20 protein-coding genes and 1 pseudogene are annotated in these 24,657 nt (G+C 62.4%); 14 read left to right on the forward strand and 7 right to left on the reverse strand.

The window, feature by feature from the left end:
• Positions 1–40 precede the first annotated feature (40 nt).
• Positions 41–3,649 (forward strand): hydantoinase B/oxoprolinase family protein, encoded by a 3,609-nt coding sequence (locus tag B5E41_RS07810; RefSeq protein ID WP_088392458.1) that lies wholly within the window; start codon positions 41–43, stop codon positions 3,647–3,649.
• A gap of 96 nt (positions 3,650–3,745) precedes the next feature.
• On the opposite strand, the gene B5E41_RS07815 is transcribed toward B5E41_RS07810, so the two are convergent.
• Entirely contained in the window at positions 3,746–4,603 is an 858-nt protein-coding gene (locus B5E41_RS07815) for an SDR family oxidoreductase (RefSeq protein ID WP_088392460.1), read from the reverse strand.
• Positions 4,604–4,754: 151 nt separating this feature from the next.
• On the opposite strand from B5E41_RS07815, the gene B5E41_RS07820 reads away from it, so the two are divergent.
• From B5E41_RS07820 to B5E41_RS07830, 3 genes and pseudogenes are all read left to right on the forward strand, one after another.
• Positions 4,755–5,594 carry an IclR family transcriptional regulator gene (locus B5E41_RS07820; RefSeq protein WP_088392462.1) on the forward strand — a complete coding sequence of 280 codons (840 nt, stop codon included), beginning with the start codon at positions 4,755–4,757 and terminating at the stop codon, positions 5,592–5,594.
• A gap of 87 nt (positions 5,595–5,681) precedes the next feature.
• Positions 5,682–5,937, forward strand: a pseudogene (locus tag B5E41_RS07825) (FitA-like ribbon-helix-helix domain-containing protein).
• Positions 5,934–6,380 carry a type II toxin-antitoxin system VapC family toxin gene (locus tag B5E41_RS07830; protein ID WP_088392464.1) on the forward strand — a complete coding sequence of 149 codons (447 nt, stop codon included), beginning with the start codon at positions 5,934–5,936 and terminating at the stop codon, positions 6,378–6,380. Before B5E41_RS07825 ends, B5E41_RS07830 begins: the two are co-directional and overlap by 4 nt.
• Positions 6,381–6,403: 23 nt before the next feature.
• Here B5E41_RS07830 and B5E41_RS07835 read toward each other — a convergent pair whose 3' ends face one another.
• The gene (locus B5E41_RS07835; protein ID WP_088392466.1) at positions 6,404–7,612 is read right to left on the reverse strand and encodes an amidohydrolase/deacetylase family metallohydrolase; all 1,209 of its coding nucleotides are present in this window, start codon (positions 7,610–7,612) and stop codon (positions 6,404–6,406) included.
• Positions 7,613–7,782: 170 nt separating this feature from the next.
• Entirely contained in the window at positions 7,783–8,652 is an 870-nt protein-coding gene (locus tag B5E41_RS07840) for a sigma-70 family RNA polymerase sigma factor (RefSeq protein WP_088392468.1), read from the reverse strand.
• 108 nt (positions 8,653–8,760) lie between these two features.
• Here B5E41_RS07840 and B5E41_RS07845 point away from each other — a divergent pair, with 108 nt between their 5' ends.
• Positions 8,761–9,219 (forward strand): carboxymuconolactone decarboxylase family protein, encoded by a 459-nt coding sequence (locus B5E41_RS07845; protein WP_064808516.1) that lies wholly within the window; start codon positions 8,761–8,763, stop codon positions 9,217–9,219.
• A gap of 67 nt (positions 9,220–9,286) precedes the next feature.
• On the opposite strand, the gene rhaI is transcribed toward B5E41_RS07845, so the two are convergent.
• Positions 9,287–10,579 (reverse strand): L-rhamnose catabolism isomerase, encoded by a 1,293-nt coding sequence (gene rhaI, locus B5E41_RS07850; RefSeq protein WP_088392470.1) that lies wholly within the window; start codon positions 10,577–10,579, stop codon positions 9,287–9,289.
• A 133-nt stretch (positions 10,580–10,712) separates the two neighbouring features.
• Positions 10,713–12,809 (reverse strand): bifunctional rhamnulose-1-phosphate aldolase/short-chain dehydrogenase, encoded by a 2,097-nt coding sequence (locus B5E41_RS07855; protein WP_088392472.1) that lies wholly within the window; start codon positions 12,807–12,809, stop codon positions 10,713–10,715.
• A gap of 198 nt (positions 12,810–13,007) precedes the next feature.
• On the opposite strand from B5E41_RS07855, the gene B5E41_RS07860 reads away from it, so the two are divergent.
• The 9 genes from B5E41_RS07860 (at position 13,008) to B5E41_RS07900 (ending at position 22,117) form a co-directional block, all read left to right on the forward strand.
• Entirely contained in the window at positions 13,008–13,820 is an 813-nt protein-coding gene (locus B5E41_RS07860; RefSeq protein WP_085861619.1) for a DeoR/GlpR family DNA-binding transcription regulator, read from the forward strand.
• 47 nt (positions 13,821–13,867) lie between these two features.
• Positions 13,868–14,863: a rhamnose ABC transporter substrate-binding protein gene (gene rhaS / locus B5E41_RS07865; RefSeq protein WP_088392474.1), complete on the forward strand. Its 996-nt coding sequence runs from the start codon at positions 13,868–13,870 to the stop codon at positions 14,861–14,863.
• A gap of 158 nt (positions 14,864–15,021) precedes the next feature.
• Positions 15,022–16,554 carry a sugar ABC transporter ATP-binding protein gene (locus tag B5E41_RS07870; RefSeq protein WP_088392476.1) on the forward strand — a complete coding sequence of 511 codons (1,533 nt, stop codon included), beginning with the start codon at positions 15,022–15,024 and terminating at the stop codon, positions 16,552–16,554.
• Between the two features lie 9 nt (positions 16,555–16,563).
• A complete protein-coding gene (locus B5E41_RS07875) occupies positions 16,564–17,565 on the forward strand; it encodes an ABC transporter permease (RefSeq protein WP_088392479.1) in 1,002 nt (333 codons plus the stop codon).
• On the forward strand, positions 17,562–18,572 hold the full coding sequence (locus B5E41_RS07880) for an ABC transporter permease (protein WP_088392481.1): 1,011 nt from the start codon (positions 17,562–17,564) through the stop codon (positions 18,570–18,572). Before B5E41_RS07875 ends, B5E41_RS07880 begins: the two co-directional genes overlap by 4 nt.
• On the forward strand, positions 18,569–18,889 hold the full coding sequence (gene rhaM, locus B5E41_RS07885; RefSeq protein WP_088392483.1) for an L-rhamnose mutarotase: 321 nt from the start codon (positions 18,569–18,571) through the stop codon (positions 18,887–18,889). The genes B5E41_RS07880 and rhaM overlap by 4 nt, the downstream gene beginning before the upstream one ends.
• Complete coding sequence (locus B5E41_RS07890) at positions 18,886–20,265, forward strand: FGGY-family carbohydrate kinase (RefSeq protein ID WP_088392485.1); 1,380 nt, start codon at positions 18,886–18,888, stop codon at positions 20,263–20,265. Before rhaM ends, B5E41_RS07890 begins: the two co-directional genes overlap by 4 nt.
• Before the next feature lie 84 nt (positions 20,266–20,349).
• Positions 20,350–21,102 (forward strand): fumarylacetoacetate hydrolase family protein, encoded by a 753-nt coding sequence (locus B5E41_RS07895; protein ID WP_088392487.1) that lies wholly within the window; start codon positions 20,350–20,352, stop codon positions 21,100–21,102.
• A gap of 235 nt (positions 21,103–21,337) precedes the next feature.
• Positions 21,338–22,117, forward strand: coding sequence for an ABC transporter ATP-binding protein (locus tag B5E41_RS07900; RefSeq protein ID WP_088392489.1), 780 nt, complete (start codon positions 21,338–21,340; stop codon positions 22,115–22,117).
• Between the two features lie 6 nt (positions 22,118–22,123).
• On the opposite strand, the gene mmsB is transcribed toward B5E41_RS07900, so the two are convergent.
• Entirely contained in the window at positions 22,124–23,005 is an 882-nt protein-coding gene (mmsB, locus tag B5E41_RS07905) for a 3-hydroxyisobutyrate dehydrogenase (RefSeq protein WP_088392491.1), read from the reverse strand.
• A 9-nt stretch (positions 23,006–23,014) separates the two neighbouring features.
• On the reverse strand, positions 23,015–24,610 hold the full coding sequence (locus B5E41_RS07910) for a GMC family oxidoreductase (protein ID WP_088392493.1): 1,596 nt from the start codon (positions 24,608–24,610) through the stop codon (positions 23,015–23,017).
• Positions 24,611–24,657 lie beyond the last annotated feature (47 nt).

Genomic DNA, 24,657 nt, shown 5'->3' on the forward strand with positions numbered 1-24,657 from the left:
AAATCGTCAATAAATTTTCAGTTCAACAGGAGGTCGGACGATGAGCGGGCAGTGGGATTTCTGGATCGATCGCGGCGGCACTTTCACCGATATCGTCGCCCGACGCCCCGACGGTTCACTCGTCGCCCACAAGCTGCTTTCGGAAAATCCGGAAGCCTATCGTGACCCGGCGGTGCATGGCATCCGCGAATTGCTCGGCCTCAAGCCCGGCCAGCCCATCCCTTCCGAGCTCATCGGCGCCGTAAAGATGGGAACGACGGTCGCCACCAACGCGCTTCTGGAACGCAAGGGCGACCCGACCCTGCTGGTGACGACAAAAGGCTTCCGCGATGCACTGGAGATCGGCTACCAGGCGCGCGCCGATATCTTCGCCAAGAAAATTATCAAACCGGAACTGCTCTACGCCGATGTGATCGAAGCCGACGAGCGCGTACTGGCGGACGGCACGGTGGAACGCCCCCTCGGCGAAAATGATCTGCGGCACGCGCTGCAAGCCGCCTATGCGCAGGGACTGCGCGCCGTCGCCATCGTTTTCATGCATGCCTACCGCTATCCCGAGCACGAACAGCAGGCCGCCGCCATCGCGCGCGCCATCGGCTTCACGCAGATCTCGCCTTCGCACGTCGTCTCACCGCTGATCAAGCTCGTCGGCCGCGGCGACACCGCTGTCGTCGACGCCTATCTGTCTCCGGTTCTCCGGCGCTATGTCGATCAGGTCGCCGTCGAGCTCGGCGCCGTCGAAGGAAAGGGCCCGAAGCTGATGTTCATGCAGTCCTCGGGCGGACTGACCGACGCGCATCTCTTCCAGGGAAAGGATGCGATCCTCTCCGGCCCCGCAGGCGGGGTGGTCGGCGCGGTCGAGGTCTCGCGCATCGCCGGTTTCGACAGGATGATCGGCTTCGACATGGGCGGCACCTCGACGGACGTTTCGCATTATGACGGAGAACTGGAACGCGCTTTCGAGACCGAGGTCGCCGGTGTGCGCATGCGCGCGCCGATGATGAAGATCCACACCGTCGCCGCCGGCGGCGGCTCCATCCTGAGCTATGACGGCTCACGCTTCCGCGTCGGGCCGGAATCGGCGGGTGCCACGCCCGGCCCGAAATCCTATCGCCGCGGCGGGCCGTTGGCCGTCACCGACGCCAACATCATGACCGGCAAACTGCTGCCGGAATTCTTCCCCACAATCTTCGGGCCGGAGCAGGACCAGCCGCTCGACGCCGAGGCGGTGCGCGCCGCCTTTGCCGAAATGGCGCAGGATATCGGCGGCGGCCGGACGGCGGAAGAGGTCGCCGACGGCTTCCTCGCCATCGCTGTCGAGAATATGGCCAATGCCATCAAGAAGATCTCTGTCCAGCGCGGTTATGACGTTTCGAATTACGCGCTAACCTGCTTCGGGGGCGCCGGCGGCCAGCATGCCTGCCTGGTCGCCGACAGCCTCGGCATGAAAACGGTGCTGATCCACCCCTTCTCCGGCATTCTTTCGGCCTATGGCATGGGGCTCGCCGATATCCGCGCCACACGCCAGCGCGCGGTGCTGACGGAACTCGGAGCCGCCCTGCCGACGATCGGCGGCATCCGGGCCGAGCTGGAGAAAGAGGTGCGCGGGGAACTGATGCTGCAGGGCGTCGAGGCCGGCGACATGGACGTCATCACCCGGCTGCATCTGCAATATAAGGGCACCGACACGGCCCTGCCGGTCGCTTTCGGGCCACAGGAGGAGATGACGCAAGCCTTTGCCGCCGCCCACAAGAAGCAGTTCGGTTTCATCTTCGAAGACCGGCCTGTCGTTGTCGACTCCATCGAAGTCGAAGGCATCGGCGGCGGCGCCGATGTCGAGGAGATGGACGTGCAGGCGGGGAGCTTCGCACCGCAAGCGCTGCGCACGACCCGCTTCTATTCCGGCGGAATCTGGCACGAGGCCGGTATTTTCAGGCGTGATGCGTTGAAGCCTGGTGCAGTCGTCAAGGGGGCTGCCCTCATCATCGAAGCGCATCAGACGATCGTCGTCGAGGCCGGCTGGCAGGCGCGCCTCACCGGTCACGACCATATCGTTCTCACCCGCGAGATCGCGCTTTCCCGCAATGCGGCGATCGGCACCAGCGCCGACCCTGTCATGCTCGAAGTCTTCAACAATCTGTTCATGGCGATCGCCGAGCAGATGGGCGTGACACTGCAGAACACTGCTCACTCGGTCAATATCAAGGAGCGGCTCGATTTCTCCTGCGCCGTTTTCGACCGCACCGGCGCACTCGTCGCCAATGCGCCGCATATGCCGGTGCATCTGGGATCGATGGATCGCTCCGTTGAAACGATCATCCGCCTCAACAAAGGCCGCATCCGACCGGGCGACGTCTTCGCGCTCAATGCGCCTTATAACGGCGGCACGCATCTGCCCGACATCACCGTCGTCACGCCGGTGTTCGACGACGCCAGCGAGACCATCCTGTTTTACGTCGCCTCACGCGGCCATCATGCCGATATCGGTGGCAAGGCCCCCGGTTCGATGACGCCGCGGGCGACCAAGGTCGATGAAGAAGGCGTGCTGATCGACAATTTCCTGCTGGTCGACAAAGGCCGCTTCCGGGAAGCCGAATTTGCCGCAATGCTGCGGGACCATCGCTATCCCGCCCGCAACCCGGCCCAGAATCTCGCCGACGTGAAGGCGCAGATCGCCGCCAACGAAAAGGGCGTGCAGGAGTTGCGCAAGATGGTCGCCCATTTCGGGCTCGACGTTGTCGAAGCCTATATGGGCCACGTCCAGGACAATGCCGAGGAGAGCGTTCGCCGGGTGATCGCCCGCCTCAGCGACAGCGAATTCACCTATCCCACCGATCAGGGCGCCGTCATCAAGGTGAAGATCACCGTCGATAGGAAGGCGCGCGAGGCGACGGTCGATTTCACCGGCACGAGCGCGCAACAGCCGACCAATTTCAATGCACCGGAACCGGTGACTCGGGCCGCCGTGCTCTATGTCTTCCGCGTCATGGTCGAGCAGCCGATCCCGATGAATGCCGGCTGCCTTCGGCCGATCCGGATCATCGTGCCCGATGGTTCGATGCTGCGTCCGGCCTATCCGGCCGCCGTCGTCGCCGGCAATGTCGAGACCAGCCAGCATGTGACGAATGCGCTATTCGGGGCGCTCGGGACGCTCGCGGCCGCCCAGGGCTCGATGAACAACCTGACCTTCGGCAACGCCACCTACCAATATTACGAGACGATCTGCTCCGGCGGCCCCGCCGGCCTGCTCAACGACGGCACCGGCTTCAGTGGCGCCGACGGCGTGCACACGCATATGACCAACTCACGGCTGACCGACCCCGAGGTGCTGGAATTCCGCTTTCCCGTCGTGCTCGAGGATTTCCACATCCGCCGCGGTTCCGGCGGCAAGGGACAATACAATTCCGGCGGCGGCACCGAGCGCACCATCCGCTTTCTGGAAACGATGGATTGCAGCATTCTCTCCTCGCACCGAACGATCCGGCCTTTCGGCCTGTTTGGCGGGGAAGACGGGCAATTGGGAAAAACCGAGATTCGTCGCGGCGACGGCAGGGTCGAAAGGCTGGAAGGCTGCGACCAGGCAATACTCGCCGCCGGCGACGCCGTGATCGTCACGACGCCGACCGGCGGCGGCTACGGCAAGCCGTGACTGAAGCGCGCATCCTACCAGATCGTGATTAGGCGCTTCAGCTCCGTGTTTTCATGCATGCCTTGATCCGAAACCGCCAATTCCGGGCAACATGCGTCAAAGGATCGGTTTGCCGCCTGTAACCGCGATTGTCGTGCCGGAGACATAGCTCGACAAGGGATCGGCCAGCATGACATAGGCGGTGGCCAGTTCGGCCGGCTGGCCCGGCCGTTTCATCGGCACCTGCTTGCCGAAATTGCTGACGCTGTCTTCGGGCAGCGTCGAGGGAATGAGCGGCGTCCAGATCGGTCCCGGTGCCACGGCATTGGCGCGAATGCCCTTCTCGGCCAGAAGCTGGGCCAAGCCGGCGGTGAAATTCTGGATTGCGCCCTTGGTCGTGGCATAGGCCAGCAGCGTCGGGTTCGGACTGTCGGAATTGATCGAGGCCGTATTGATGATGGAACTGCCGGGCTTCATGTGGGCGACGGCAGCCTTGGTCAGGTAGAACATCGCATGGATATTGACCTTGAAGGTCAGTTCCCACTCCTCATCGCTGATCTCGTCAATGCTCTTGAAGCTTGCCTGGTGCGCGGCATTGTTGACGAGAATGTCGATACCGCCAAGCTCCTTAACCGCCGTCTCGACGATCTGCCGGCAATGGGCCGGGTCCTGAATATCGCCGCTGACGAGCACGGCATTGCGCCCGGCCTGTTCGACGAGCCGCTTCGTCTCGTCGGCATCCTCATCCTCGTCAAGATATGAAATCAAAATATCAGCGCCCTCCCGGGCATAGGCGATCGCCACAGCCCGGCCGATGCCGCTATCGCCGCCGGTAATGATCGCCCGCTTGCCTTTGAGCCGCTCGGATCCGCGATAGGTTTTTTCGCCATGGTCGGGAACCGGGTCCATCTGGGCCGTGAAACCCGGCATAGGTTGCTTCTGGGATGGAAAGGGGGGTGTCGGAAAATTCGCCATTATAGCCTCCTGAGTTGAGGGACAAACTCAGGCTGCGGCTGGTTTGTTCCCACGAGATTCGTCTCCCGTGATCACCTGTAAGATCTTGCGATTTGCCACAGCGACCGCTGTACCATAGTAATGTAATATGGTTGCAGTGTTCACGAGGTGCATGGAATTGGACGGAAAGACATCACCCGCAGTTTACTCCGAAGATGAGAGCCTGGCCGCCGAAGCCGGCGGCAAGGGCGCGCGCCGCGCCCGCGTCAGTGGCATCGACCGCGCTCTTCAGGTGATTGATCATCTCTATGAGACAGGATCGCCGGCCGGCGTCTATGCCATCGCCAAGGCGGTGAAGGCGCCGCTATCGACCGTCTACGTCATCGTCGACGACCTCGTCGAAAAGAATATGCTGACGCGCCAGGCGGACGGCTCGATCTGGCTCGGTGCGCGGCTTTATCATTATGGTCTCGCCTATGCGCGATCACTGGATTTCATGAGCATCGCCACCCATGAAATGCACGATCTCTGTCGCCAGGCCGGCGAAACCGTGCAGGTCTGCGGCCGTGACGGCGATTACATGCTGGTGCTTGCCATGGCCGACGGCCCGAGCCACTTCCAGGTGGCGTCTCGCGTCGGCACCCGGGTGCCGCTCAACTGGACGGCGTCGGGCCGCCTGCTCGTCGGCCATCTGCCCGAAGAGGAACGCATCGAGCTTTTCAAGCGCTGCGCCCGCTCGTCACCGACCGGCCGCGCCGAGATCGATCCGCGCACGCTATCGGAAGCGGCCGGCAAAGCCTTCGAGTCGCGCCTGTCGATCCAGGCCGGTGAATCCGATTATGCGGTCGCCTGCATCGCCTCGCCAATCTGCGATCGCGATGGCCAGTGCGTCGCCACCATTTCGATCGTGCTGCCGGAGCAGAAGGCCTTTTCCGACGAGAACCATTATACGGCGCATGTGCGCAATTCGGCGGAGCGGATCGAAAAACTGATGGGTTGGCGCAACCGCTGAAGCGCGTCTCAACCATCCGAGCAGCTCGCGGCATGACTGCATGATGGCTATACTGCTGTCATTGACAGCAACTGCGAGGGTTTGAATATGGCCGTTCTGACGGTTCGAAATGTGCCCGATGAAGTGCATCGGGCATTGCGCGTGCGGGCGGCCATTGCACGGCCGCAGCACCGAGGCGGAAGTTCGTGAAATCCTGGAAAGTGCGGTGAAGCCGGAGCAACGCATTCGCATGGGGGATGCCTTGGCGGCGCTCAGTCGGCAGCAGGGGCTGACCGATGATGATTTCGCAGTGTTCGATCGGGTACGCGACAGCGCGCCGGCGGAGCCGTTGAAGTTTGAATGATCGTCCTGGATACGAATGTCCTTTCCGAGGCGATGAAACCGGCTCCCAATCCGGCGGTGCGTTCGTGGCTGAACGAGCAGGTCGCTGAAACCTTGTATCTATCGAGTGTGACCTTGGCGGAACTGCTGTTTGGCATCGGTACGTTGCCGGACGGTCGGCGCAAAGCGGCTCTGAGCGAAACGCTCGGCGGCGCGCTCGACCTGTTTGGCGATCGGATATTGCCGTTTGACGTCGGAGCGGCCCGGCATTATGCCGACTTTGCCGTCAGAGCACGAGAGGACGGCAAAGGCTTCCCAACTCCCGATGGATATATCGCCGCCATTGCCGCTTCGAAGGGCTTTATGATCGCAACGCGCGACGTGAGCCCGTTTGAAGCGGCAGGACTGATTGTCATAAATCCCTGGAACCATCGATCATCTGAGGCCTCTCAGGAGGATTCATGATCGAATCCCGCCTCGCAGCGGATCTACCTGTAGGAATAACCGTGGCTGTGACGCACGAGCCTGCGCGCCCGCGGCACGTACCGGCTCGCGGTGACGGCCTCGGCGCCCATCACCGCGTAGCGCGGCTCGAACACTCTGTTCAGGACCGAGACATCGCCATTGGAATCTGTCGCTTCGAGCTCGGAATCGACCAGGTCGAAAATGGTGAATTCGGCTGACGCGCCGACGGAAAGCCGGTCTTCCATCGGCAGTTTGATGACCGAGGCCGGTGCATGGGTGACGGCTTCCACGACCTTGTCGAAGGGCATGCCGACGCTCAGCAGCTTCGACATCGTCGTCGCCAGGTCCCAGACCGGAAAGTTCATCGAATGGCCGTGCAGGTCGGTCGAGATCGAGAACGGCAGAAGCCCGCGCGCGATCGCCGCTTCGGCAACCTTGAAGGAGAAGGAGGCGCCGCCATGGCCGATGTCGAGGCGGATGCCTTCGGAGGCGCAGCGCTCGGCGAGATTGAAGAGATCCTCGTCCTCCATGATGCTCGAACCGGCCTTGCCGTTGAAGCAATGGGTGACGACGTCGCCGGGGCCGAGGATTTCGAGCACTTCGTCGTAAAGCGCTGGCGGTTCGCCGACATGGACCATCATCGGCACTTTCAGGATCTTGGCGATCTTCTTGCCGAGCTTGACGGGAGTGACGCCCCAGGAGCCGGTGATGACATGGCTGGCGCGCACCTTGATGCCGACGATGTGCTCGCTGTTTGCGGCGTAGACTTCGAGAATGCGGTCGAGATCGATATCCCTGATATCCCTGAGTTCGGCAACACGGTTGCAGGCGACGAGGCCGATCGAGCCGAGGTTCAGGAAGGCCTTGATGCGCTCACGTGAGGGCTCGATGATATACTCGCGGAAGCCATGGAAATTCGCCTCGCCGGCCGAACCGGCGTCGACTAGGGTGGTGACGCCGCGCTCGAGACCGCATTCGGAGGGGCGGATGGAGATGTCGGTGCCGCCATGCCAGATGTGTACATGCAGATCGATCCAGCCCGGCGAAACGAAGGCACCCTTGCCGTCGATGCGTGTCACATCCTCAGAGGCCGAAAGCGACGGACCGATCCCGGCGATGCGGCCATCGGCATTGACGAGAATGTCGGTCACCCCCTCGGATGCACCCGCACCGAAAGCCATCGGCCTGACATTGGTAAGGAGAAGCGGCTTCTTCGCCTGGTCGCCCGACATGGTCATACTTCAAATTCCATAGTTATGTTATATAGATCTTTATAATAGAATAAAGCCGAAGGGACTCCTGTCAAGAGAAATGAAGCGCAGCCGGCCGCACGGCAACGGCGGCAGCGCGCTCGTTCTCAACCGCGCTCGCTGCCAAGGAGCGGCAAATTTCTCCAGCGATTTCAGTCCCGCAGGATTGAGTAGTCAAGCCGTTCGAGATGGTCGGGATCGGCGATCGCGTCGATCGCCGCAATCCTGTCGTCGGCGATAGTAAACGCCACCACGACCCGGATCCGATCCGCAATGCGCACGACGAAGCCAAGCTCGCCATCGACGATGGCGATTTCTGCCGCCTGCGCCCGGCCCTTGAACAATTCTGCCACTTCGGATGCGCCGCGCCTTTCGCCGAAGGCGCCGAAACGCGCCGCCGTCGCATCCAGCCGAAACACGACATCGGGGGCGAGGACGGCAATCAGCGCCTGCAGATCGCCGTTGCGCGAAGCCGTCAGAAAGGCCTCCGCAATCGTTCGCTTGCGGCCGAGATCGACATCCGGCGTCTCGTCCACGCCCTGCACCCGGCGGCGGGCACGGCTCGCGAGCTGACGGGCGGCGGCGGACGACCGGCCGATAATCGGCGCAATTTCGTCGAAAGGAAGATCGAACATGTCGTGCAGCACGAAGGCAACCCGTTCGGCAGGCGCCAGCGTCTGCAACACGACGAGCAGCGCCACGTCCACCGAATCGGCGAAGGCGGCGTCGCGTTCCGGATCCTTGGCCGGATCGGCGATCGCTGCATGGACCGATGTCTCCAGCGGCTCCTCGCGCCGGGTCTTGCGGGCACGCAGCATATCGAGGCAGATGCGCGCCACCACCGTCGTCAGCCAGCCGCCGAGATTGCCGACGTCAGTCCTATCCGCGCGGGTGAGCCGCAGCCAGGCCTCTTGAACGGCGTCTTCGGCCTCGCTGCGCGAGCCGAGCATACGATAGGCGGCCGCCTTCAGATGCGCCCGGTTCACCTCGAATTGATCGGCCAGCCACTTATTCTCGTTCATCCGTCACATTCCTTCGCTGCGTTCCGTCACATCAATGACGAATGAAACCGGGCCGGTGTGACAGCGCCGGCGGATCGTCGCACCCTAAACGCATCAAGGAGACATATCATGCAGGAGAGAATGGGAAATCCCGCCCTCGTGCTTCCAGAAGCCATGCAGGCGCTCAATGCACTCAGCAAGGTGCCGACCGAAACAGGCCTTTCGCCAAAGCTGCTCGAGCTCGTCAATCTGCGCGCCAGCCAGATCAACGGCTGCAGCGTCTGCATCGATGGTCATTGGCGCATTGCCCGCAAGCACGGCGAAACGGACGAGCGGCTCTTTGCCGTCGCCGGCTGGCGCGACGCCCCGTATTACAGCGAGGCTGAACGCGCCGCCCTCGCCTTGACCGAGGCCGTGACCCGCACCAGCGACCGCGCCGACCCAGTGCCCGACGATATCTGGGACGAGGCAACCCGGCATTATGACGGCCGGAGCCTTGCGGCGCTTGTCATCGCCATCGCCAATATCAATGTCTGGAACCGGCTGAACATCGCCACCCGTCAGATCGCCGGCGCCTGGAAACCCTGAGCGCCGATTGCCGGCAGCGTTTCACCCCGCGCTGCCGGCGACCCACACTTTTATTCAGCCCGGCAGCTCAGATGATACCGCCGCCGCCGGCAACGGAAGCCGGACGCTCGGCCGCCACCTTGTTGCGGTAGCCGCTGGCGCGGTAGGCGGCGATCGGATCGATCGCGCCGCCGGCCCTGCGCCGGGCTTCGGCGAGGATCGGCTCGACATCGGCGCGATAGGCGCGCTTCAGCGTTTCCGACGCCATCAGCGCGTCATTGTCGTTCTGATAGCCCTCGAGCGCCTTGCGGTCGACGATCAGCGCCTGCGCATAAGCGCGGCGGATTTCGTTGGCGCTGTTGATCAGGCTCTCGATCGGATCCGTGACATTGTGCGACTGGTCGATCATATGGGCCGGGTTGAAGTCGTTGACGCCACGCTGCTCGGCATCGACCAGCTCGTTGAAAACCAGGAACAGCCGGTAGGGATCGATCGCGCCGGCATCGAGATCGTCGTCACCATATTTCGAATCGTTGAAGTGGAATCCGCCGAGCTTGCCGAACTGGATCAGTCGGGCGACGATCATCTCGATATTGGTGTTCGGCGCATGGTGACCGAGATCGACGAGGCAATGGGCCTTCGAACCGAGCGTCTGGGCGATCAGGTAGTTGGTGCCCCAATCCTGCACGATCGTCGAATAGAAGGCCGGCTCGTACATCTTGTGTTCGGTGAACAGCTTCCAATCGTCGGGCAGCGCCTTGTAGATATCGGCCATCGAGGCGAGATAACGCTCGAAGGCCCTCGTGAAATTGCTCTGGCCGGGGAAGTTCGAACCGTCGCCGATCCAGACTGTCAAAGCCTTGGAGCCGATCGCCTTGCCGATCTCTATGCATTCGAGATTGTGCTCGACCGCCTGGGCGCGGGTTGCTGCGTCGGTGTGGCTGAGCGAGCCGTATTTGTAGGAATGAGCCTGCCCCGGGGCATCGGAAAAGGTGTTCGAATTCATCGCATCGAAACCGAGGCCGAGCGCATCGCCCTTGGCCTTCAATTCCTTCGCATCCGCCTTGTCCCAGGGAATATGCAGCGAGACGTTCGGCGTCGCCTGCGTCAGCTGATTGATGACGGCGCAATCGTCGAGCTTGTCGAAAATGCCGCGCGGTTCGCCGCTGCCCGGGAAGCGGGCAAAGCGCGTGCCGCCGGTACCGACACCCCAGGAGGGAACAGCCACGAAGAATTCCGCGACCTTGCGCGTGATGGCTTCGATATCGACGCCGCGGCGCGCAAGTGTGGCGCCCAGCGCCTCGTAATCGGCTTTCAGCGCGGCTGCCCGCTTGTCGTTTTCGCTCGCGATGAGATCCTGTGCGATCCTGAACTCGGCCATTCTTTCCTCCCGGTTCTGCAATTTCTACATTGGAACTGCCGTTGGGCCGCCCCTCATCCGCCTGCCGGCACCTCCCCGCGTCCAAACCGGGAGAGGGTTAGGGTGAGGGGCAGACGCATCCGCCCGTCAAAAATCACCGCGTAAAGCTCTGCACGTTGCCGGCATCGACGTTGATAATGTTGCCGGTCGATTTTGCCGAAAGGTCAGATGCCAGGAAATAGATCGCCTCGGCGATGTCCTCCGGAAACACGTTGAGTTTCAGCATCGAGCGCTTGCGGTAATGTTCCTCGAGATCATCGACCTCGATCTTCGAGGACGCGGCGCGCTGCTCGCGCCATTCGCCGCTCCAGATCTTCGAACCGCGCAGCACCGCATCCGGGTTGACCGTGTTGACGCGGATGCCGGCATCGGCGCCTTCCAGCGCCAGGCAGCGGGCGAGATGAATTTCGGCGGCCTTCGCCGTGCAATAGGCAGACGCGTTCGGCGAAGCGGCAAGACCGTTCTTCGAGGCGACGAAGACGATGTTGCCGCCGAGCGCCTGGCGGCGGAACAGGCGGAAGGCCTCCCGCGAGACGAGGAAATAGCCGGTCGCGAGGATATCGATATTGCGGTTCCAGGTCGAAAGCTCGGTGGCTTCAATCGGCGCGGAGGAGGCAATGCCGGCATTCGAGACGAGGATATCGACGCCGCCGAATTCGACCGAAGCTTCGGCGAAGGAGGCGATCACCGCATCTTCCTTGGTGACGTCGAGCCGAACGCTGCGCACGGCGTCAGCGCCGTGTTTCTTGACGAATTCGGCCTCCGTGCTTTCGAGTGCTGCCTGATCGATATCGGCAAGCACCACACAGGCGCCCTCGTCGACGAGGCGCGCGGCCGTCGCGCGGCCGATGCCGCCGGCGCCGCCGGTGACGAAGGCGACCTTGCCGGCAAGGCTCTTCGGCTTCGGCATGCGTTGCAGCTTGGCCTCTTCGAGCAGCCAGTATTCGATATCGAAGGCTTCCTGCTCAGGCAGGCCCTGATATTCCGAAACCGTCGAGGCCCCGCGCATGACGTTGATGGCGTTGACGTAGAATTCGCTGGCGATGCGGGCCGTCGCCTTGTCGCGGGCAAAGGACAACATTCCGACGCCGGGAACGAGGAAGATGACAGGATTGGCATCGCGCATGGCGGGCGAATTGTCATGCTTGCAGTCGTTATAATAGCGGGCGTAATCGGCGCGGTAATCTTCCAGCGCCTTGTCGAGACCGGCGACGATCGCATCGACATCGGGCTTGGCGGGGTCGAAATCGACAATCAGCGGCCGGATCTTGGTGCGCAGGAAGTGGTCCGGGCAGCTGGTGCCGAGCGCGCCGAGCGGGCGCAGGTTCTTCGAGTTGACGAATTCCAGAACCGCGTCCCGATCGTCGAAATGGCCGAGCTTGCGCTCCTGCTTGCCGATGCGGCCGCGAATTTCGGGCATCAGGCGGGCGGCGATGGCGCGGCGCTCGGTGACGGGCAGGCTCTGCGTCAGCGCACCGCCGAAAATCGTCTCGCCTTCAGTCTTTTCGGCAAACCAGATGATGGCCTTGTTGATGATGTCGAGCGTCAGTTCATAGCAGGCCTTGGCGTCGTTTGCCCAGGTGAAGAGACCATGGCTTTCGAGCACGACGCCCTTGGCGTTCGGGTTCGCCTTGACGAAGGCTTCGAGATCGAGGCCGAGCTGGAAGCCCGGACGGCGCCAGGGCAGCCAACCGATCTCCTCACCGAAGATCTGTTTGGTCAATTCCCTGGAGTTCTTCGACGCGGCAATGGCGATGATCGCGTCGGGATGCATGTGATCGACATGGGTAAACGGCACGAAGCCGTGCAGCGGCGTGTCGATCGAAGCAGCGCGACCATTCAGGTTGAAGGTGCAGTGCGGCAGGAAGCCGACCATGCGGTCTTCGTCCTCGACACCCCTGTAGATGCCCTTCAGCGATTCCAGCTTGTCCTGGTAAAGCGTCGCGAAGCCGTCGAGCTTGATGGTGCCGACATCGCCGCCCGAGCCCTTGACCCAAAGGACCTTGACCTTGCTGCCATCAAGCGGATCGGTTTCCATCACCTTCGCCGAGGTATTGCCGCCGCCGTAATTGGTGATGCGCTTGTCGGCGCCGAGCAGATTGGAGCGGTAGAGCAGCTTGCCGGGCTCGTCGAGGCCTGCCGCGTAACCATCATCCCACCGGTTTTCCAGAAGCCGGACGTTCGCCGCCATGTCATCCTCCCATAATAAGCTTGCAAGGCGCCGCAATCCCAGCGCCCTTTCGCTCACGGTATCGCGCATCAAAAGTATGCTTGTCAATCGAAAACGATCAAATTCGATTATTGTGCAGCGCAATATGAAAATTTATGATCGTTTGTGATTGACAGTCTTTAACGGATGCGAAATAAATATGACAAGAGGAGGAGCCCAATGCACGAACGCGAACGCCATCGCATCATCTTAAGCGCCGTTCAGGAAAAGTCTGTCGTGACAATCCAGGACATTTCCGAGTTGACGGAAGCTTCTGAAGCGACGATCCGGCGCGATATCGCGGCCCTTCATGTGCAGGGCAAGATCCGCCGTGTTCGCGGCGGCGCCGAAGCAGTGCATCCGCCGCAGCTCGGCAATCTTGCCGGCCGGCCCTTCCGGGTTTCAGAATCAGTCAACATCGATAAAAAGCGCGCAATTGCACGCGCGGCGGTCGATCTCTGCGAGGCGGGCGACGCCATCATCATCAATGGCGGCACGACGACGTTCCAGATGGTGCATTACATGGCTGGCCACCGCATGCAGGTGATGACCAACTCTTTTGCCATCGCCGAACATCTGGTGAAGCATTCCAAGAATACGGTGACGGTGCCGGGCGGCGCGATCTATCGCGAACAGAGCCTCATCCTGTCGCCTTTCGACAATGATGCGATCCGCAATTTTTATGCGCGGCGCATGTTCATCGGCGCGCAGGGCGTCGGTCCGCTCGGCATCATGGAGGCGGACGCCCTCATCATCCAGAGCGAGCAGAAGCTGATGCACCAGGCCGACGAACTCGTCGTCATGGTCGATTCAAGCAAGTTCAATCGCCGGTCGAGCCTCATTCTTTGCGCGCTCGACCGTGTTTCTGCGATCATCACCGATGACGGGATTTCGGAAGAGGCAGCTCGCATGGTCGAGAATGCCGGCATCCGGCTCGTCGTCGCCAGCCCGGTGGCGCAGCTTGCGAAGGAGGATTCCTCGTCGGTCGCGTGAGGCGCCGCCGAGGTGTGGAAGTCTAATCTTAATGGGAGGAAAGTGACATGAAATTCGCAAAGACACTGGCGCTCGGCGCAGCGCTCGCCATCGCCATGATGGCCGGCACTGCCAGCGCCAAGGACATCAAGATCGGCCTCGTCGTGAAGTCGCTCGGCAATGGTTTCTTCGACGCCGCCAACAAGGGCGCCCAGGAAGCCGCCAAGGAACTCGGCGGCGTGGAAGTGATCTACACCGGCCCGACGTCGACGACGGCCGAAGGCCAGATCGAAGTGATCAACTCGCTGATCGCTCAAGGCGTCGATGCCATCGCCGTTTCGGCCAACGATCCCGACGCGCTCGTTCCGGCGCTGAAGAAGGCCACCCAGCGCGGCATCAAGGTGATCTCCTGGGATTCCGGCGTTGCCAAGGAAGGCCGCATCCTGCAGCTCAACCCCTCCTCCAACGAGCTGATCGGCAAGATGTGCCTGACGCTCGCCAAGGATCATCTGGAAGGCGGCAAGGGTGACTTCGCCATCCTGTCGGCAACGACCACCTCGACCAACCAGAACATCTGGATCGACCAGATGAAGAAGCAGCTCAAGGATTTCCCCGGCCTCAACCTCGTCACCACGGTTTATGGCGACGACCTCTCGGACAAGTCCTATCGTGAAGCCGAAGGCCTCTTGAAGTCGAACCCGAACGTCAAGGTCATCGTCGCTCCGACGACGGTCGGCGTTCTCGCCGCTTCCAAGGTCGTCGAAGACAAGGGTCTCGTCGGCAAGGTCTACGTCACCGGTCTCGGCCTGCCGTCCGAAATGGCCGGCGCGATCAAGTCGGGCGCCACGAAGGAATTCGCCATCTGGAATCCGATCGACCTCGGCTACTCCGCCACCCAGATCGCCTATCGCCTCGTCAAGGGCGAGACCGACGGCAAGCCGGGCAGCGAGATCAATGCCGGCCGCATGGGCAAGATCAAGGTCGGCGACAACGGCGAAGCCGCCATGGCCGATCCCTTCGTCTACAATGCTTCGAACATCGACCAGTTCTCCAAGGTCTTCTAATCGTTAAGACCCCCTCTGGCCTGGCGGCCATCTCCCCCACAAGGGGGAGATAATCTGAAGCAACGCCCCGCCCATCGCGAGCCTCGGCATCGCGGTGGGTCAAGCCCCGCCCCCTTGTGGGGAGGGATTGGGGAGGGGTTTTCAAGGTGAAACGAATAATGCACGCCGCAACGCAAAAGCACGATGTCAGCCCCATGCCCGATACACCGGCCATTCTGGAAATGCGCGGCATCTCCCAGATCTTTCCGGGCGTGAAAGCGCTCGACAATGTCAGCATCGCGCTCCACCCCGGCACGGTCACCGCGCTGATCGGCGAAAACGGCGCCGGTAAGTCGACGCTCGTCAAGATCCTGACCGGCATCTACAGGCCGAACGAAGGCGAGATCCTGGTCGACGGCCGGACAGTGACCTTCGCTAGCGCCCAGGCCGCGATCGATGCCGGCGTCACCGCTATCCATCAGGAAACCGTGCTGTTCGACGAACTGACGGTTGCCGAAAACATCTTCCTCGGCCATGCGGCGCGCACGCGCTTCCGCACCATCGACTGGCAGGTGATGAACAGCCGCTCGAAGACGCTGCTGACGGCGCTCGAAAGCAATATCGATCCGACAATCCGGCTGAAGGACCTCTCCATCGCGCAGCGCCACTTGGTGGCGATCGCCCGCGCTTTGTCGATCGAAGCCCGCATCGTCATCATGGACGAGCCGACAGCCGCCCTCTCCCGCAAAGAGATCGACGATCTCTTCCGCATCATCAAGGGCCTGAAGGAACAAGGCAAGGCGATCCTGTTCATCAGCCACAAGTTCGACGAGCTTTACGAGATCGCCGACGATTTCGTCGTCTTCCGCGACGGCCGCGCCGTCGGCCGGGGCCGGCTCAAGGAAACGCCGCAGGACGAAATCGTCCGCATGATGGTCGGCCGCGACGTCGAAAACGTCTTTCCGAAGATCGACGTCGCCATCGGAGGACCGGTGCTCGACGTCGAAAAATACAGCCACCGCACCGAATTCCGCGATATTTCGCTGACCCTGCGCAAGGGTGAGATTCTCGGCATTTACGGCCTGATCGGCGCCGGGCGGTCGGAACTCGCACAGTCGCTCTTCGGCATCACCCGGCCGCTCTCCGGCAGGCTGACGCTCGAAGGTCAGGAAATTTCGATCAACTCGCCGCATGATGCGATCAAGGCCGGCATCGTCTATGTGCCGGAAGAGCGCGGCCGCCACGGACTGGCGCTGCCGATGCCGATCTACCAGAACATGACGCTGCCGTCGCTGACGCGCACCTCGCGCAAGGGTTTCTTGCAGGCGGCGGAGGAATTCGCGCTCGCCCGCAAATATGCCGAGCGGCTGGATCTGCGCGCTGCCGCCCTCTCCGTGCCGGTCGGCACCCTGTCGGGCGGCAACCAGCAGAAGGTCGTCATCGGCAAGTGGCTCGCCACCATGCCCAAGGTCATCATCCTCGATGAGCCGACCAAGGGCATTGACATCGGTTCGAAGGCTGCCGTCCACGGCTTCATCAGCGAGCTTGCCGCTGAGGGCCTTTCCATCATCATGATCTCTTCCGAACTGCCCGAGATCATCGGCATGTCGGACCGTGTGCTGGTCATGAAGGAAGGTCTGTCGGCCGGGTTCTTCGAGCGCGATCAGCTTTCGCCGGAAGCGCTGGTGCGCGCGGCAACCGGAAATGCATGAGGTGACGGCATGGCCAAACTGATCAAAAAACGCGAAACCCTGCTCTTTGCCATCATCGTCGTGATGATCGTCGTCTTCTCGACGCGGGCCGCCGATTTCGCCACACCGGATAATCTCGCCGGTATCTTCAACGACACCGCGATCCTCATCATCCTGGCGCTTGCCCAGATGACTGTTATTCTGACGAAATCGATCGATCTTTCGGTTGCCGCCAACCTCGCCTTTACCGGCATGGCAATCGCGATGATGAACGCCGCCTTTCCCGGCCTGCCGTTGATCGTGCTGATCCTTGCCGCCGTCGCGATCGGCGCAGCCCTCGGCACCATCAACGGCTTCCTCGTCTGGCGCCTCGAAATCCCGCCGATCGTCGTCACCCTCGGCACCCTCACCATCTATCGCGGCATGGCCTTCGTGCTCTCGGGCGGCGCCTGGGTAAACGCACACCAGATGACGCCGACCTTCCTCGCCGTTCCCCGCACGCTGATCCTCGGCCTGCCGGTGTTGAGCTGGGTCGCGATCATCATCGTCGCGCTGATGTATGTGCTGCTGCGCTACAGCCAGTTCGGCCGTTCCGCCTATGCGACCGGCGGCAATCCGACGGCGGCCGTCTATGCCGGCATCGATACCGGCCGGACGAAATTCCTCGCCTTCGTACTGTCGGGCGCGCTCGCCGGCCTTTCCAGCTATCTCTGGGTATCGCGTTACGCCGTCGCCTATGTCGATATCGCCAACGGCTTCGAACTCGATAGCGTTGCAGCCTGCGTCATCGGCGGCATCTCCATTGCCGGCGGCGTCGGCTCGGTCGCCGGCACCGTCCTCGGGGCGCTCTTCCTCGGCGTTATCAAGAACGCCCTGCCGGTCATCGGCATCTCCCCCTTCACGCAGATGGCGATCTCCGGAACCGTCATCATTCTCGCCGTTGCCTTCAACGCCCGGCGCGAGCGTAACCGCGGCCGCATCATCCTGCGCGACCGCGCCGCAGCCGACACCAGAACGGAGGCCGCAGCATGAGCGCCGTTTCCACGCCGTCCGAAAAGCGGGTGATCCCCGACCGCCTCGGCACACCTTTCCGCCGCATCATCGCAAGCTGGGAAGTGCTGCTCTTTGGCGTCGCCGTCCTGATCTTCATTTTCAACTCGCTGGCGTCGCCCTACTTCCTCGATGCCTGGAACCTCTCGGACGCCACCTTCAACTTCACCGAAAAGGCGATGATCGCCTTCGCCATGGCGCTACTCGTCATCTCAGGCGAGATCGACCTCTCGGTCGCCGCCATCATCGCGCTCGCCTCGACGGCGATGGGAGCCGCAGCTCAAGCCGGCATCGGCACGCCCGGCCTTGTGCTGATCGGCATCGGCACCGGCCTAACCTGCGGCATCTTCAACGGCGTGCTGGTCTCGGTGCTGAAGCTGCCGTCGATCGTCGTCACCATCGGCACGATGAGCCTGTTCCGCGGCATTTCCTATATCGTGCTCGGCGACCAGGCTTACGGCAAATATCCAGCCGATTTCGCCTATTTTGGCCAGGGTTATGTCGTCTGGGTGTTCTCCTTCGAATTCGTGCTGTTCATCGTGCTGGCGATCCTTTTCGCCATCCTGCTGCATGCGACGAATTTCGGCCGTCAGGTCTATGCGATCGGCAACAATGATTTCGCCGCCCGCTTCTCCGGCATTCCGGTCGAACGCGTCAAATTCATTCTCTTCCTCTTGACCGGCATCATGAGCGGCATTGCCGCCGTCTGCCTGACCTCGCGCCTCGGCTCGACCCGGCCCTCGATCGCTCAGGGCTGGGAACTCGAAGTCGTCACCATGGTCGTGCTCGGCGGTATCTCGATCCTCGGCGGCTCCGGCACGATCGGCGGCGTCGTCATCGCCGCGTTTGTTATGGGCCTCGTCACCTTCGGCCTCGGCCTGTTGAACGTGCCCGGCATCGTCATGTCGATCTTCATCGGCCTTCTCCTCATCATCACCATCGCCATCCCGATCATCGCCCGCCGCATCAAGATCATGAGCTCCCGATGACATCAGAAAAACACGCCTTCAAGATGCAGCTCAATCCCGGCATGGAAGCCGAATATCGCAAGCGCCATGACGAGATCTGGCCGGAACTGGTCGATCTCCTGCGCCAGTCGGGCGCCAGCGACTATTCCATCCATCTCGACCGCGACACCAACACACTGTTCGGCGTGCTGACGCGGCCGAAGGACCATACGATGGCAAGCCTGCCGGAGCATCCCGTCATGAAGAAATGGTGGGCGCATATGGCCGACATCATGGCGACGAACCCGGATAATTCGCCCGTTCAAAGCGACCTCGTCACCCTCTTTCATATGCCATGACCTCTCCTTCCTATCGCCGCATCGCCGTTCTCGACATCGGCAAGACCAATGCCAAGGTGGTGGTGCTCGACGCCGGGACAGGCGCCGAGATCGCCGTCCTGAAACGGCCGAACGTTACGGTCAAAACCGGCCCCTACCCGCATTACGACATTGAGGCTCTCTGGTCCTTCGCGCTCGATGCGCTGAAACGCCTTGCGCAGGCGCCTAGTTTCGACGCCATTTCGATCACCACCCACGGCGCCGCAGCCGCACTGCTCGATCGGGACGGCGCGCTCGCGATGCCGGTGATCGACTACGAACACGAATATCCGCAAGAAATACGCGATGCCTATACGGCCTTGCGCCCCTCCTTCGACGAAACCTTTTCGCCGCGCCTTGCGATGGGCCTCAATGTCGGCGCGCAGCTGCACTATCAGAAGAGCGCCTTTCCCGCGGAATTCGGCAAGGTCGCGACCATTCTCACCTATGCGCAATATTGGACGGCGCGGCTGACGGGTGTCGCCGCCAACGAGCTGACCTCGCTCGGCTGCCATACCGACCTCTGGAACCCGAAGACCGGCAACTATTCTTCGCTGATCGACAGGCTCGGCATTCGCGGCCTGATGGCGCCGGTCCGCTCCGCCTTCGATGCGCTCGGCCCTGTTCTGCCTGAAGTCGCCGCAGAGCTCGGCCTTGCCGCGCGCGTGCCGGTCTATTGCGGCATTCACGATTCCAACGCCTCGCTGCTGCCGCATCTGGTCAACCGGACGGCCCCCTTCGCCGTGGTCTCCACCGGCACCTGGGTCATCAATTTCGGTGTCGGCGGCGATCTCGACCATCTCGATGCCAAACGCGATGCGCTCGCCAATGTCGATGCCTACGGCCGGGCCGTCCCCTCCTCGCGTTTCATGGGTGGGCGGGAATTCGAGATCCTGTCGGCCGAAATCGGCCCTGTCGACGAAAAGGCGGCCCAGGCGGCGATCGGCGCGGTCGTCGACAAGGGCATGATGCTGCTGCCCAACATCGCCCCCGGTTCCGGCCCTTTTCCCGGAAAAGCGAGCCGCTGGATCGACGCCGACGAGGCGAGCCGCGAGGAACGTCACGCCGCCGCCTGCCTCTATCTCGCTTTGATGACCGACGCCTGCCTCGGACTGATCGGCGCCAAAGGACCCATCATCGTCGAAGGGCCCTTTGCGCTCAACAAGACCTATCTGAAGCTGCTTGCCGCCCTTGCCGACCGCGAGGTCGTGGCCCTTCCCGGCTCGACCGGCACCAGCCAGGGGGCCGCCCTTCTCACCGGCATCCGGCCGGTATCGGGCGCCGAAACGCATGTTCCACCGGCCGAGATTGCGGGGCTCGCCGCTTATCGCGATCGCTGGTACGCGGTGATGGAATAAGCATTTCCACCACGGTTGAAGAACGGGCTTGCTCGCCCCTGCCCTGCGGTTAGTGTGCCCTCAAAACCAAGTCGAGGAGACAACATGACAGAGGCATTCGATCCACGTGCCCTTGCAGCCGGACTGCACCGCCTGCGCCAGGCCGGAAGACAGGAAGAAACCGGGAATTTCACCCTGCCGGCCGATCTGCATCAGGCGATGGAGGCGCAGAATTTCCTCGCTGCCGCGGAGAATATTTCCAGCAACGCCTGGAAGGTGACGGTCTCGCCGGAGGGTCAGGCGGTCACGGGTCCCCTGCATCCCTATGCCGAAGCCGCCTCGGGCGCGAACATTCCCTGGGTTCCGGGCATGAAATTCGAGACCGAGATCGCCGTGCGCCTCGGCCAGGATCTGCCGATCCGCACCGGCGCTCCCTACAGCCGCGCCGAAGTGGTCGAAGCGATCTCCGCCGTCCATCTCGGGGCCGAGCTGCTGGTCAGCGCCGTGAGGGAAAGCGGCAGCATCTCCTTTCTGCTGTTTACCTCAGACCGCCTCGGCAATAGCGGCTATGTGCTCGGCCCGAAGCTCGACAAAAGCGTCGTCGATACCGCCGGCGGCATGCCGCTCAAGGTCACCCATGCCGGCCGCACGATCTATGACGGCCCGGCCCAGCATCCGAAGGGCGACGTTCTCACCTGGCTTGTCGATTACGCCAATGACGGCTTGCGCCCCGATACGTCGCTGAAGACAGGTGCGCTTATCACGACAGGCACGTTGAGTGGCGCTGTGGTGCTGACCGAACCGGGCGAGACCGACATCCTGTTCGGGGACGCCAGGCTGAATTTCTCGCTGTCCTAGAGCATGATGTCGAAAAGTATCAGCGGTTTTGCGATAAAGACATGCGGAAAAACAAAGACCTAAAGCGTGATAAGCGAATCTGAAAGATCTCGACACGCTTTAGGTTGAGAGAAGCCGGTCCCCACCGGCCGATTTCAACCTGTCTGAATGCAAAGCGTAAGTTGACAATTCCGGTTTAGTTTTGCAGGGAAGGGAGGGCTCGCCTCCCCGTGCGACACCGAACCCGGAGCAGATCATGCCTTCACCTTTCCTTGCCCTGTCGGCAATCGAGCATGCCATCGGACAAACAACCGTCCTGCATGGCATCGATCTGACGCTTGAGCAGGGCCGCATCTACGGTCTGGTGGGGCCGAACGGCTCCGGCAAGAGCACGCTTCTGAAGATCATCGCCCGTCAGCTCGCGCCGAAATCCGGCACCATTGCCTTCGACGGCAAACCGGCGGCGGACTGGGGTGCCAGGGAATTTGCCCGGCACGTCGCCTATATGCCGCAATTTACGCCAGCGACCGATGGGATGAGCGTGCGCGAACTTGTGGCGCTCGGCCGTTTTCCCTGGCACGGCACGCTCGGCCGCTTCACCGCGACGGATCGCAGGATTGTCGAGGAGGCGATCGTCCGCACCGAGCTCGAGGACTTTGCCGATCGTCTCGCCGCCAACATGTCCGGCGGTGAACGCCAGCGCGCCTGGATCGCCATGATGCTCGCCCAGAACGCCCGCTGCCTGCTGCTCGACGAGCCGACATCGGCACTCGACCTCGCCCACCAGGCGAGCGTGCTCTCGCTGGTCAAGGAGCTCAGCCACGAACGCGGGCTGACCGTCATCATCGTCCTGCACGACATCAACCTCGCCGCACGCTATTGCGACGCGATCATTGCGCTCAATCGCGGCCGAATCACCGCCGAGGGCACGCCCGCCGAGATCATGCAGGCCGACAAGCTGCAGTCAATTTTCGGCGTCGGCATGGGCGTCTTTCCCCATCCGGTGCGAAACGAGCCGGTCAGCTATCTCTTATAGTGTCGCCTACGCCTTTTCCCGGAACATCTCGATGATGGCGGAAAAATCCCTCCCGCCATTGCCCTGCTTTTCAAAGAGCGCATAAAGCTGCGCAGCCTCCGCCCCCATCGGCGTTGAGGCGCCGCTTGCCAGCGCCGCCTCCTGCGAGAGCCTCAGGTCCTTCAGCATCAGGGCGGCGGCGAAACCGGGTTTGTAGCCGTTATTGGCGGGCGAGGTCGGGACCGGCCCAGGCACCGGGCAATAGGTATTGATCGACCAGCACTGGCCGGACGAGGTCGAGGCGACGTCGAACAGCGCCTGATGCGAAAGGCCGAGTTTTTCGGCGAGCACGAAGGCCTCGCAGACGCCGACCATCGAGATGCCGAGGATCATATTGTTGCAGATCTTCGCCGCCTGGCCGGCGCCCGCTTCGCCGCAATGAACGATCTTCTTGCCCATGGCCTCGAGAATCGGCTTGGCTCGGGCAAAGGCTTCCGGGGAGCCGCCGGCCATGAAGGTCAGCGTGCCTGCGCTCGCGCCGCCCGTGCCGCCGGAGACGGGCGCGTCGAGCGACAGGCAGCCTGCGGCCTTGGCCATCTCATGCGCCTTGCGGCTGCTCTCAACATCGATTGTCGAGCAATCGATGACAAGCGTTCCCTGCGCGGCGGTCTGCAGGATATCGGTCCAGGCCGTCAGCACGTGCCGGCCCTGCGGCAGCATCGTGATGACGATCTCGGCGTCCTTGACCGCCTGGCTGGCATGACTGGCCGGCTTGACGCCGCTCGCCTCGGCCGCCTTCAGCACCGAGGCCGCAAGATCGAAGCCGAGAACCTCGTGACCCGCTTTGACGAGATTGGCCGCCATCGGCCCGCCCATGTTGCCGAGGCCGATGAATGCGATCATTGCCATGGTCTTCTCCTATCGATTATCTTCGAGGATCATCGCCGCCGCCTTTTCGGCGATCATGATCGTCGGCGAATTGGTGTTGCCCGAGGTGATCGACGGCATCACCGAAGCGTCGGCGATCCTAAGCTTGCCGAGCGCCCGGAGTTTCAGCCGGGGATCGACGACGCTGTCCCTGTCGGCGCCCATGCGGCAGGTGCCGACAGGGTGAAAGATCGTCGTGCCGATATCGCCCGCCGCCCGCTCCAGATCGGCCTCCGTCTGATAGCTCGGCCCCGGCTTGAATTCCTCCGGCCGAAACCTCGCGAACGAAGGCTGCGCGACGATCCTCCGCGTCAACCGTATGGAACGGACAGCTATGTCACGATCGCGCGGCGTCGAGAGATATTTCGGGCTGATGGTCGGCTGGGCGGCAAAATCCGGGCTCGACAGATGCACCGAACCGCGACTTTCGGGCCTGAGATTGCAGACGCTGGCGGTGATTGCCGGAAAAGGATGAACCGGATCGCCGAACTTCTCCAGCGAGACCGGCTGCACGTGATATTGCAGATCAGGCGTTTCCCGGTCAGGCCCTGAGCGGGTGAAGATGCCGAGCTGGCTCGGTGCCATCGCCATCGGCCCGGAACGGCGGACGAGATATTCGAGCCCGATCGCCGCCTTGCCGATCAACTTCGTCGCCTTCTCGTTCAGCGTCGGAACGCCGGTTACCTTGTAAGCCAGACGCAATTGCAGATGGTCCTGCAGGTTCTCGCCGACGCCCTTCACCTCGCTGACGACATCGATGCCCGCCTGCCGGAGAACCTCGCCCCTGCCGATGCCCGACAATTCGAGGATATGCGGCGAACCGATCGAACCGGCCGAAAGCACCGTTTCTTTAGCCGCATAGGCGCGCTTCACAGCGCCCCGGTGCTGGAATTCGACGCCGGCAACCACTCCCTCCTCCACCAGCAGCCGCCGGACCTGCGCCTTGGTCAGCACCGTCAGGTTGGAGCGCCGCATCGCCGGTCGCAGGAAGGCCTTTGAGGTGTTCCAGCGAATGCCAGAGCGCTGGTTGACGTCGAAATAGCCGGAACCTTCGTTGTTGCCGCGGTTGAAATCCGCCGTCTCCGGAATGCCGGCTTCCCTCGCCGCCTGCTGGAAGGCGTCCAGCACGGCCCAGCGCACCCGCGCCTTCTCAATGCGCCATTCGCCGCCGGCCCCGTGCATGTCGTCGGCGCCGCGATAGAAATCCTCGGACTTGCGGAAGAAGGGCAGGATGTCATCCCAGCCCCAGCCGCTGCAGCCCATCTGCCGCCAGAGGTCGTAGTCTCGCGCCTGGCCGCGCATATAGATCATGCCGTTGATCGATGAGCAGCCGCCGAGCACCTTGCCGCGGGGATAACTCAGCGCCCGGCCGTTCAGCCCCGCTTCCGGCGCCGTGGTGAAGCACCAGTCGGTGCGTGGATTGTTGATGCAATAGAGATAACCGACCGGAATATGAATCCAATGGTAATTGTCGCTGCCGCCGGCTTCGAGCAGCAGCACCCGGCTCCTGCCGTCGGCGGATAGACGATTGGCGAGTACGCAGCCGGCGCTGCCTGCCCCGATGATGATGTAGTCGTAACGATCCATGTGCGCCCTGCACGAAAATCCAGATGCATGGCCACCCGCCTCTACCC

Source organism: Rhizobium esperanzae (genome assembly GCF_002204185.1).
GTDB classification, from domain to species: Bacteria; Pseudomonadota; Alphaproteobacteria; order Rhizobiales; family Rhizobiaceae; genus Rhizobium; species Rhizobium esperanzae.

Excerpts from the sequence above, each read along its gene's own strand:
- B5E41_RS07815 (WP_088392460.1), bottom strand. The coding sequence starts at position 4,603 with ATGGCGAATTTTCCGACACCCCCCTTTCCATCCCAGAAGCAACCTATG.
- B5E41_RS07880 (WP_088392481.1), top strand. The coding sequence starts at position 17,562 with ATGAGCGCCGTTTCCACGCCGTCCGAAAAGCGGGTGATCCCCGACCGC.
- rhaI (WP_088392470.1), bottom strand. The coding sequence starts at position 10,579 with ATGGCCGAGTTCAGGATCGCACAGGATCTCATCGCGAGCGAAAACGAC.
- B5E41_RS07895 (WP_088392487.1), top strand. The coding sequence starts at position 20,350 with ATGACAGAGGCATTCGATCCACGTGCCCTTGCAGCCGGACTGCACCGC.
- B5E41_RS07830 (WP_088392464.1), top strand. The coding sequence starts at position 5,934 with ATGATCGTCCTGGATACGAATGTCCTTTCCGAGGCGATGAAACCGGCT.
- B5E41_RS07890 (WP_088392485.1), top strand. The coding sequence starts at position 18,886 with ATGACCTCTCCTTCCTATCGCCGCATCGCCGTTCTCGACATCGGCAAG.
- B5E41_RS07810 (WP_088392458.1), top strand. The coding sequence starts at position 41 with ATGAGCGGGCAGTGGGATTTCTGGATCGATCGCGGCGGCACTTTCACC.
- mmsB (WP_088392491.1), bottom strand. The coding sequence starts at position 23,005 with ATGGCAATGATCGCATTCATCGGCCTCGGCAACATGGGCGGGCCGATG.
- B5E41_RS07860 (WP_085861619.1), top strand. The coding sequence starts at position 13,008 with ATGCACGAACGCGAACGCCATCGCATCATCTTAAGCGCCGTTCAGGAA.
- rhaM (WP_088392483.1), top strand. The coding sequence starts at position 18,569 with ATGACATCAGAAAAACACGCCTTCAAGATGCAGCTCAATCCCGGCATG.
- B5E41_RS07855 (WP_088392472.1), bottom strand. The coding sequence starts at position 12,809 with ATGGCGGCGAACGTCCGGCTTCTGGAAAACCGGTGGGATGATGGTTAC.
- B5E41_RS07845 (WP_064808516.1), top strand. The coding sequence starts at position 8,761 with ATGCAGGAGAGAATGGGAAATCCCGCCCTCGTGCTTCCAGAAGCCATG.
- B5E41_RS07870 (WP_088392476.1), top strand. The coding sequence starts at position 15,022 with ATGCACGCCGCAACGCAAAAGCACGATGTCAGCCCCATGCCCGATACA.
- B5E41_RS07835 (WP_088392466.1), bottom strand. The coding sequence starts at position 7,612 with ATGTCGGGCGACCAGGCGAAGAAGCCGCTTCTCCTTACCAATGTCAGG.
- B5E41_RS07910 (WP_088392493.1), bottom strand. The coding sequence starts at position 24,610 with ATGGATCGTTACGACTACATCATCATCGGGGCAGGCAGCGCCGGCTGC.
- B5E41_RS07875 (WP_088392479.1), top strand. The coding sequence starts at position 16,564 with ATGGCCAAACTGATCAAAAAACGCGAAACCCTGCTCTTTGCCATCATC.
- B5E41_RS07820 (WP_088392462.1), top strand. The coding sequence starts at position 4,755 with ATGGAATTGGACGGAAAGACATCACCCGCAGTTTACTCCGAAGATGAG.
- rhaS (WP_088392474.1), top strand. The coding sequence starts at position 13,868 with ATGAAATTCGCAAAGACACTGGCGCTCGGCGCAGCGCTCGCCATCGCC.
- B5E41_RS07840 (WP_088392468.1), bottom strand. The coding sequence starts at position 8,652 with ATGAACGAGAATAAGTGGCTGGCCGATCAATTCGAGGTGAACCGGGCG.
- B5E41_RS07900 (WP_088392489.1), top strand. The coding sequence starts at position 21,338 with ATGCCTTCACCTTTCCTTGCCCTGTCGGCAATCGAGCATGCCATCGGA.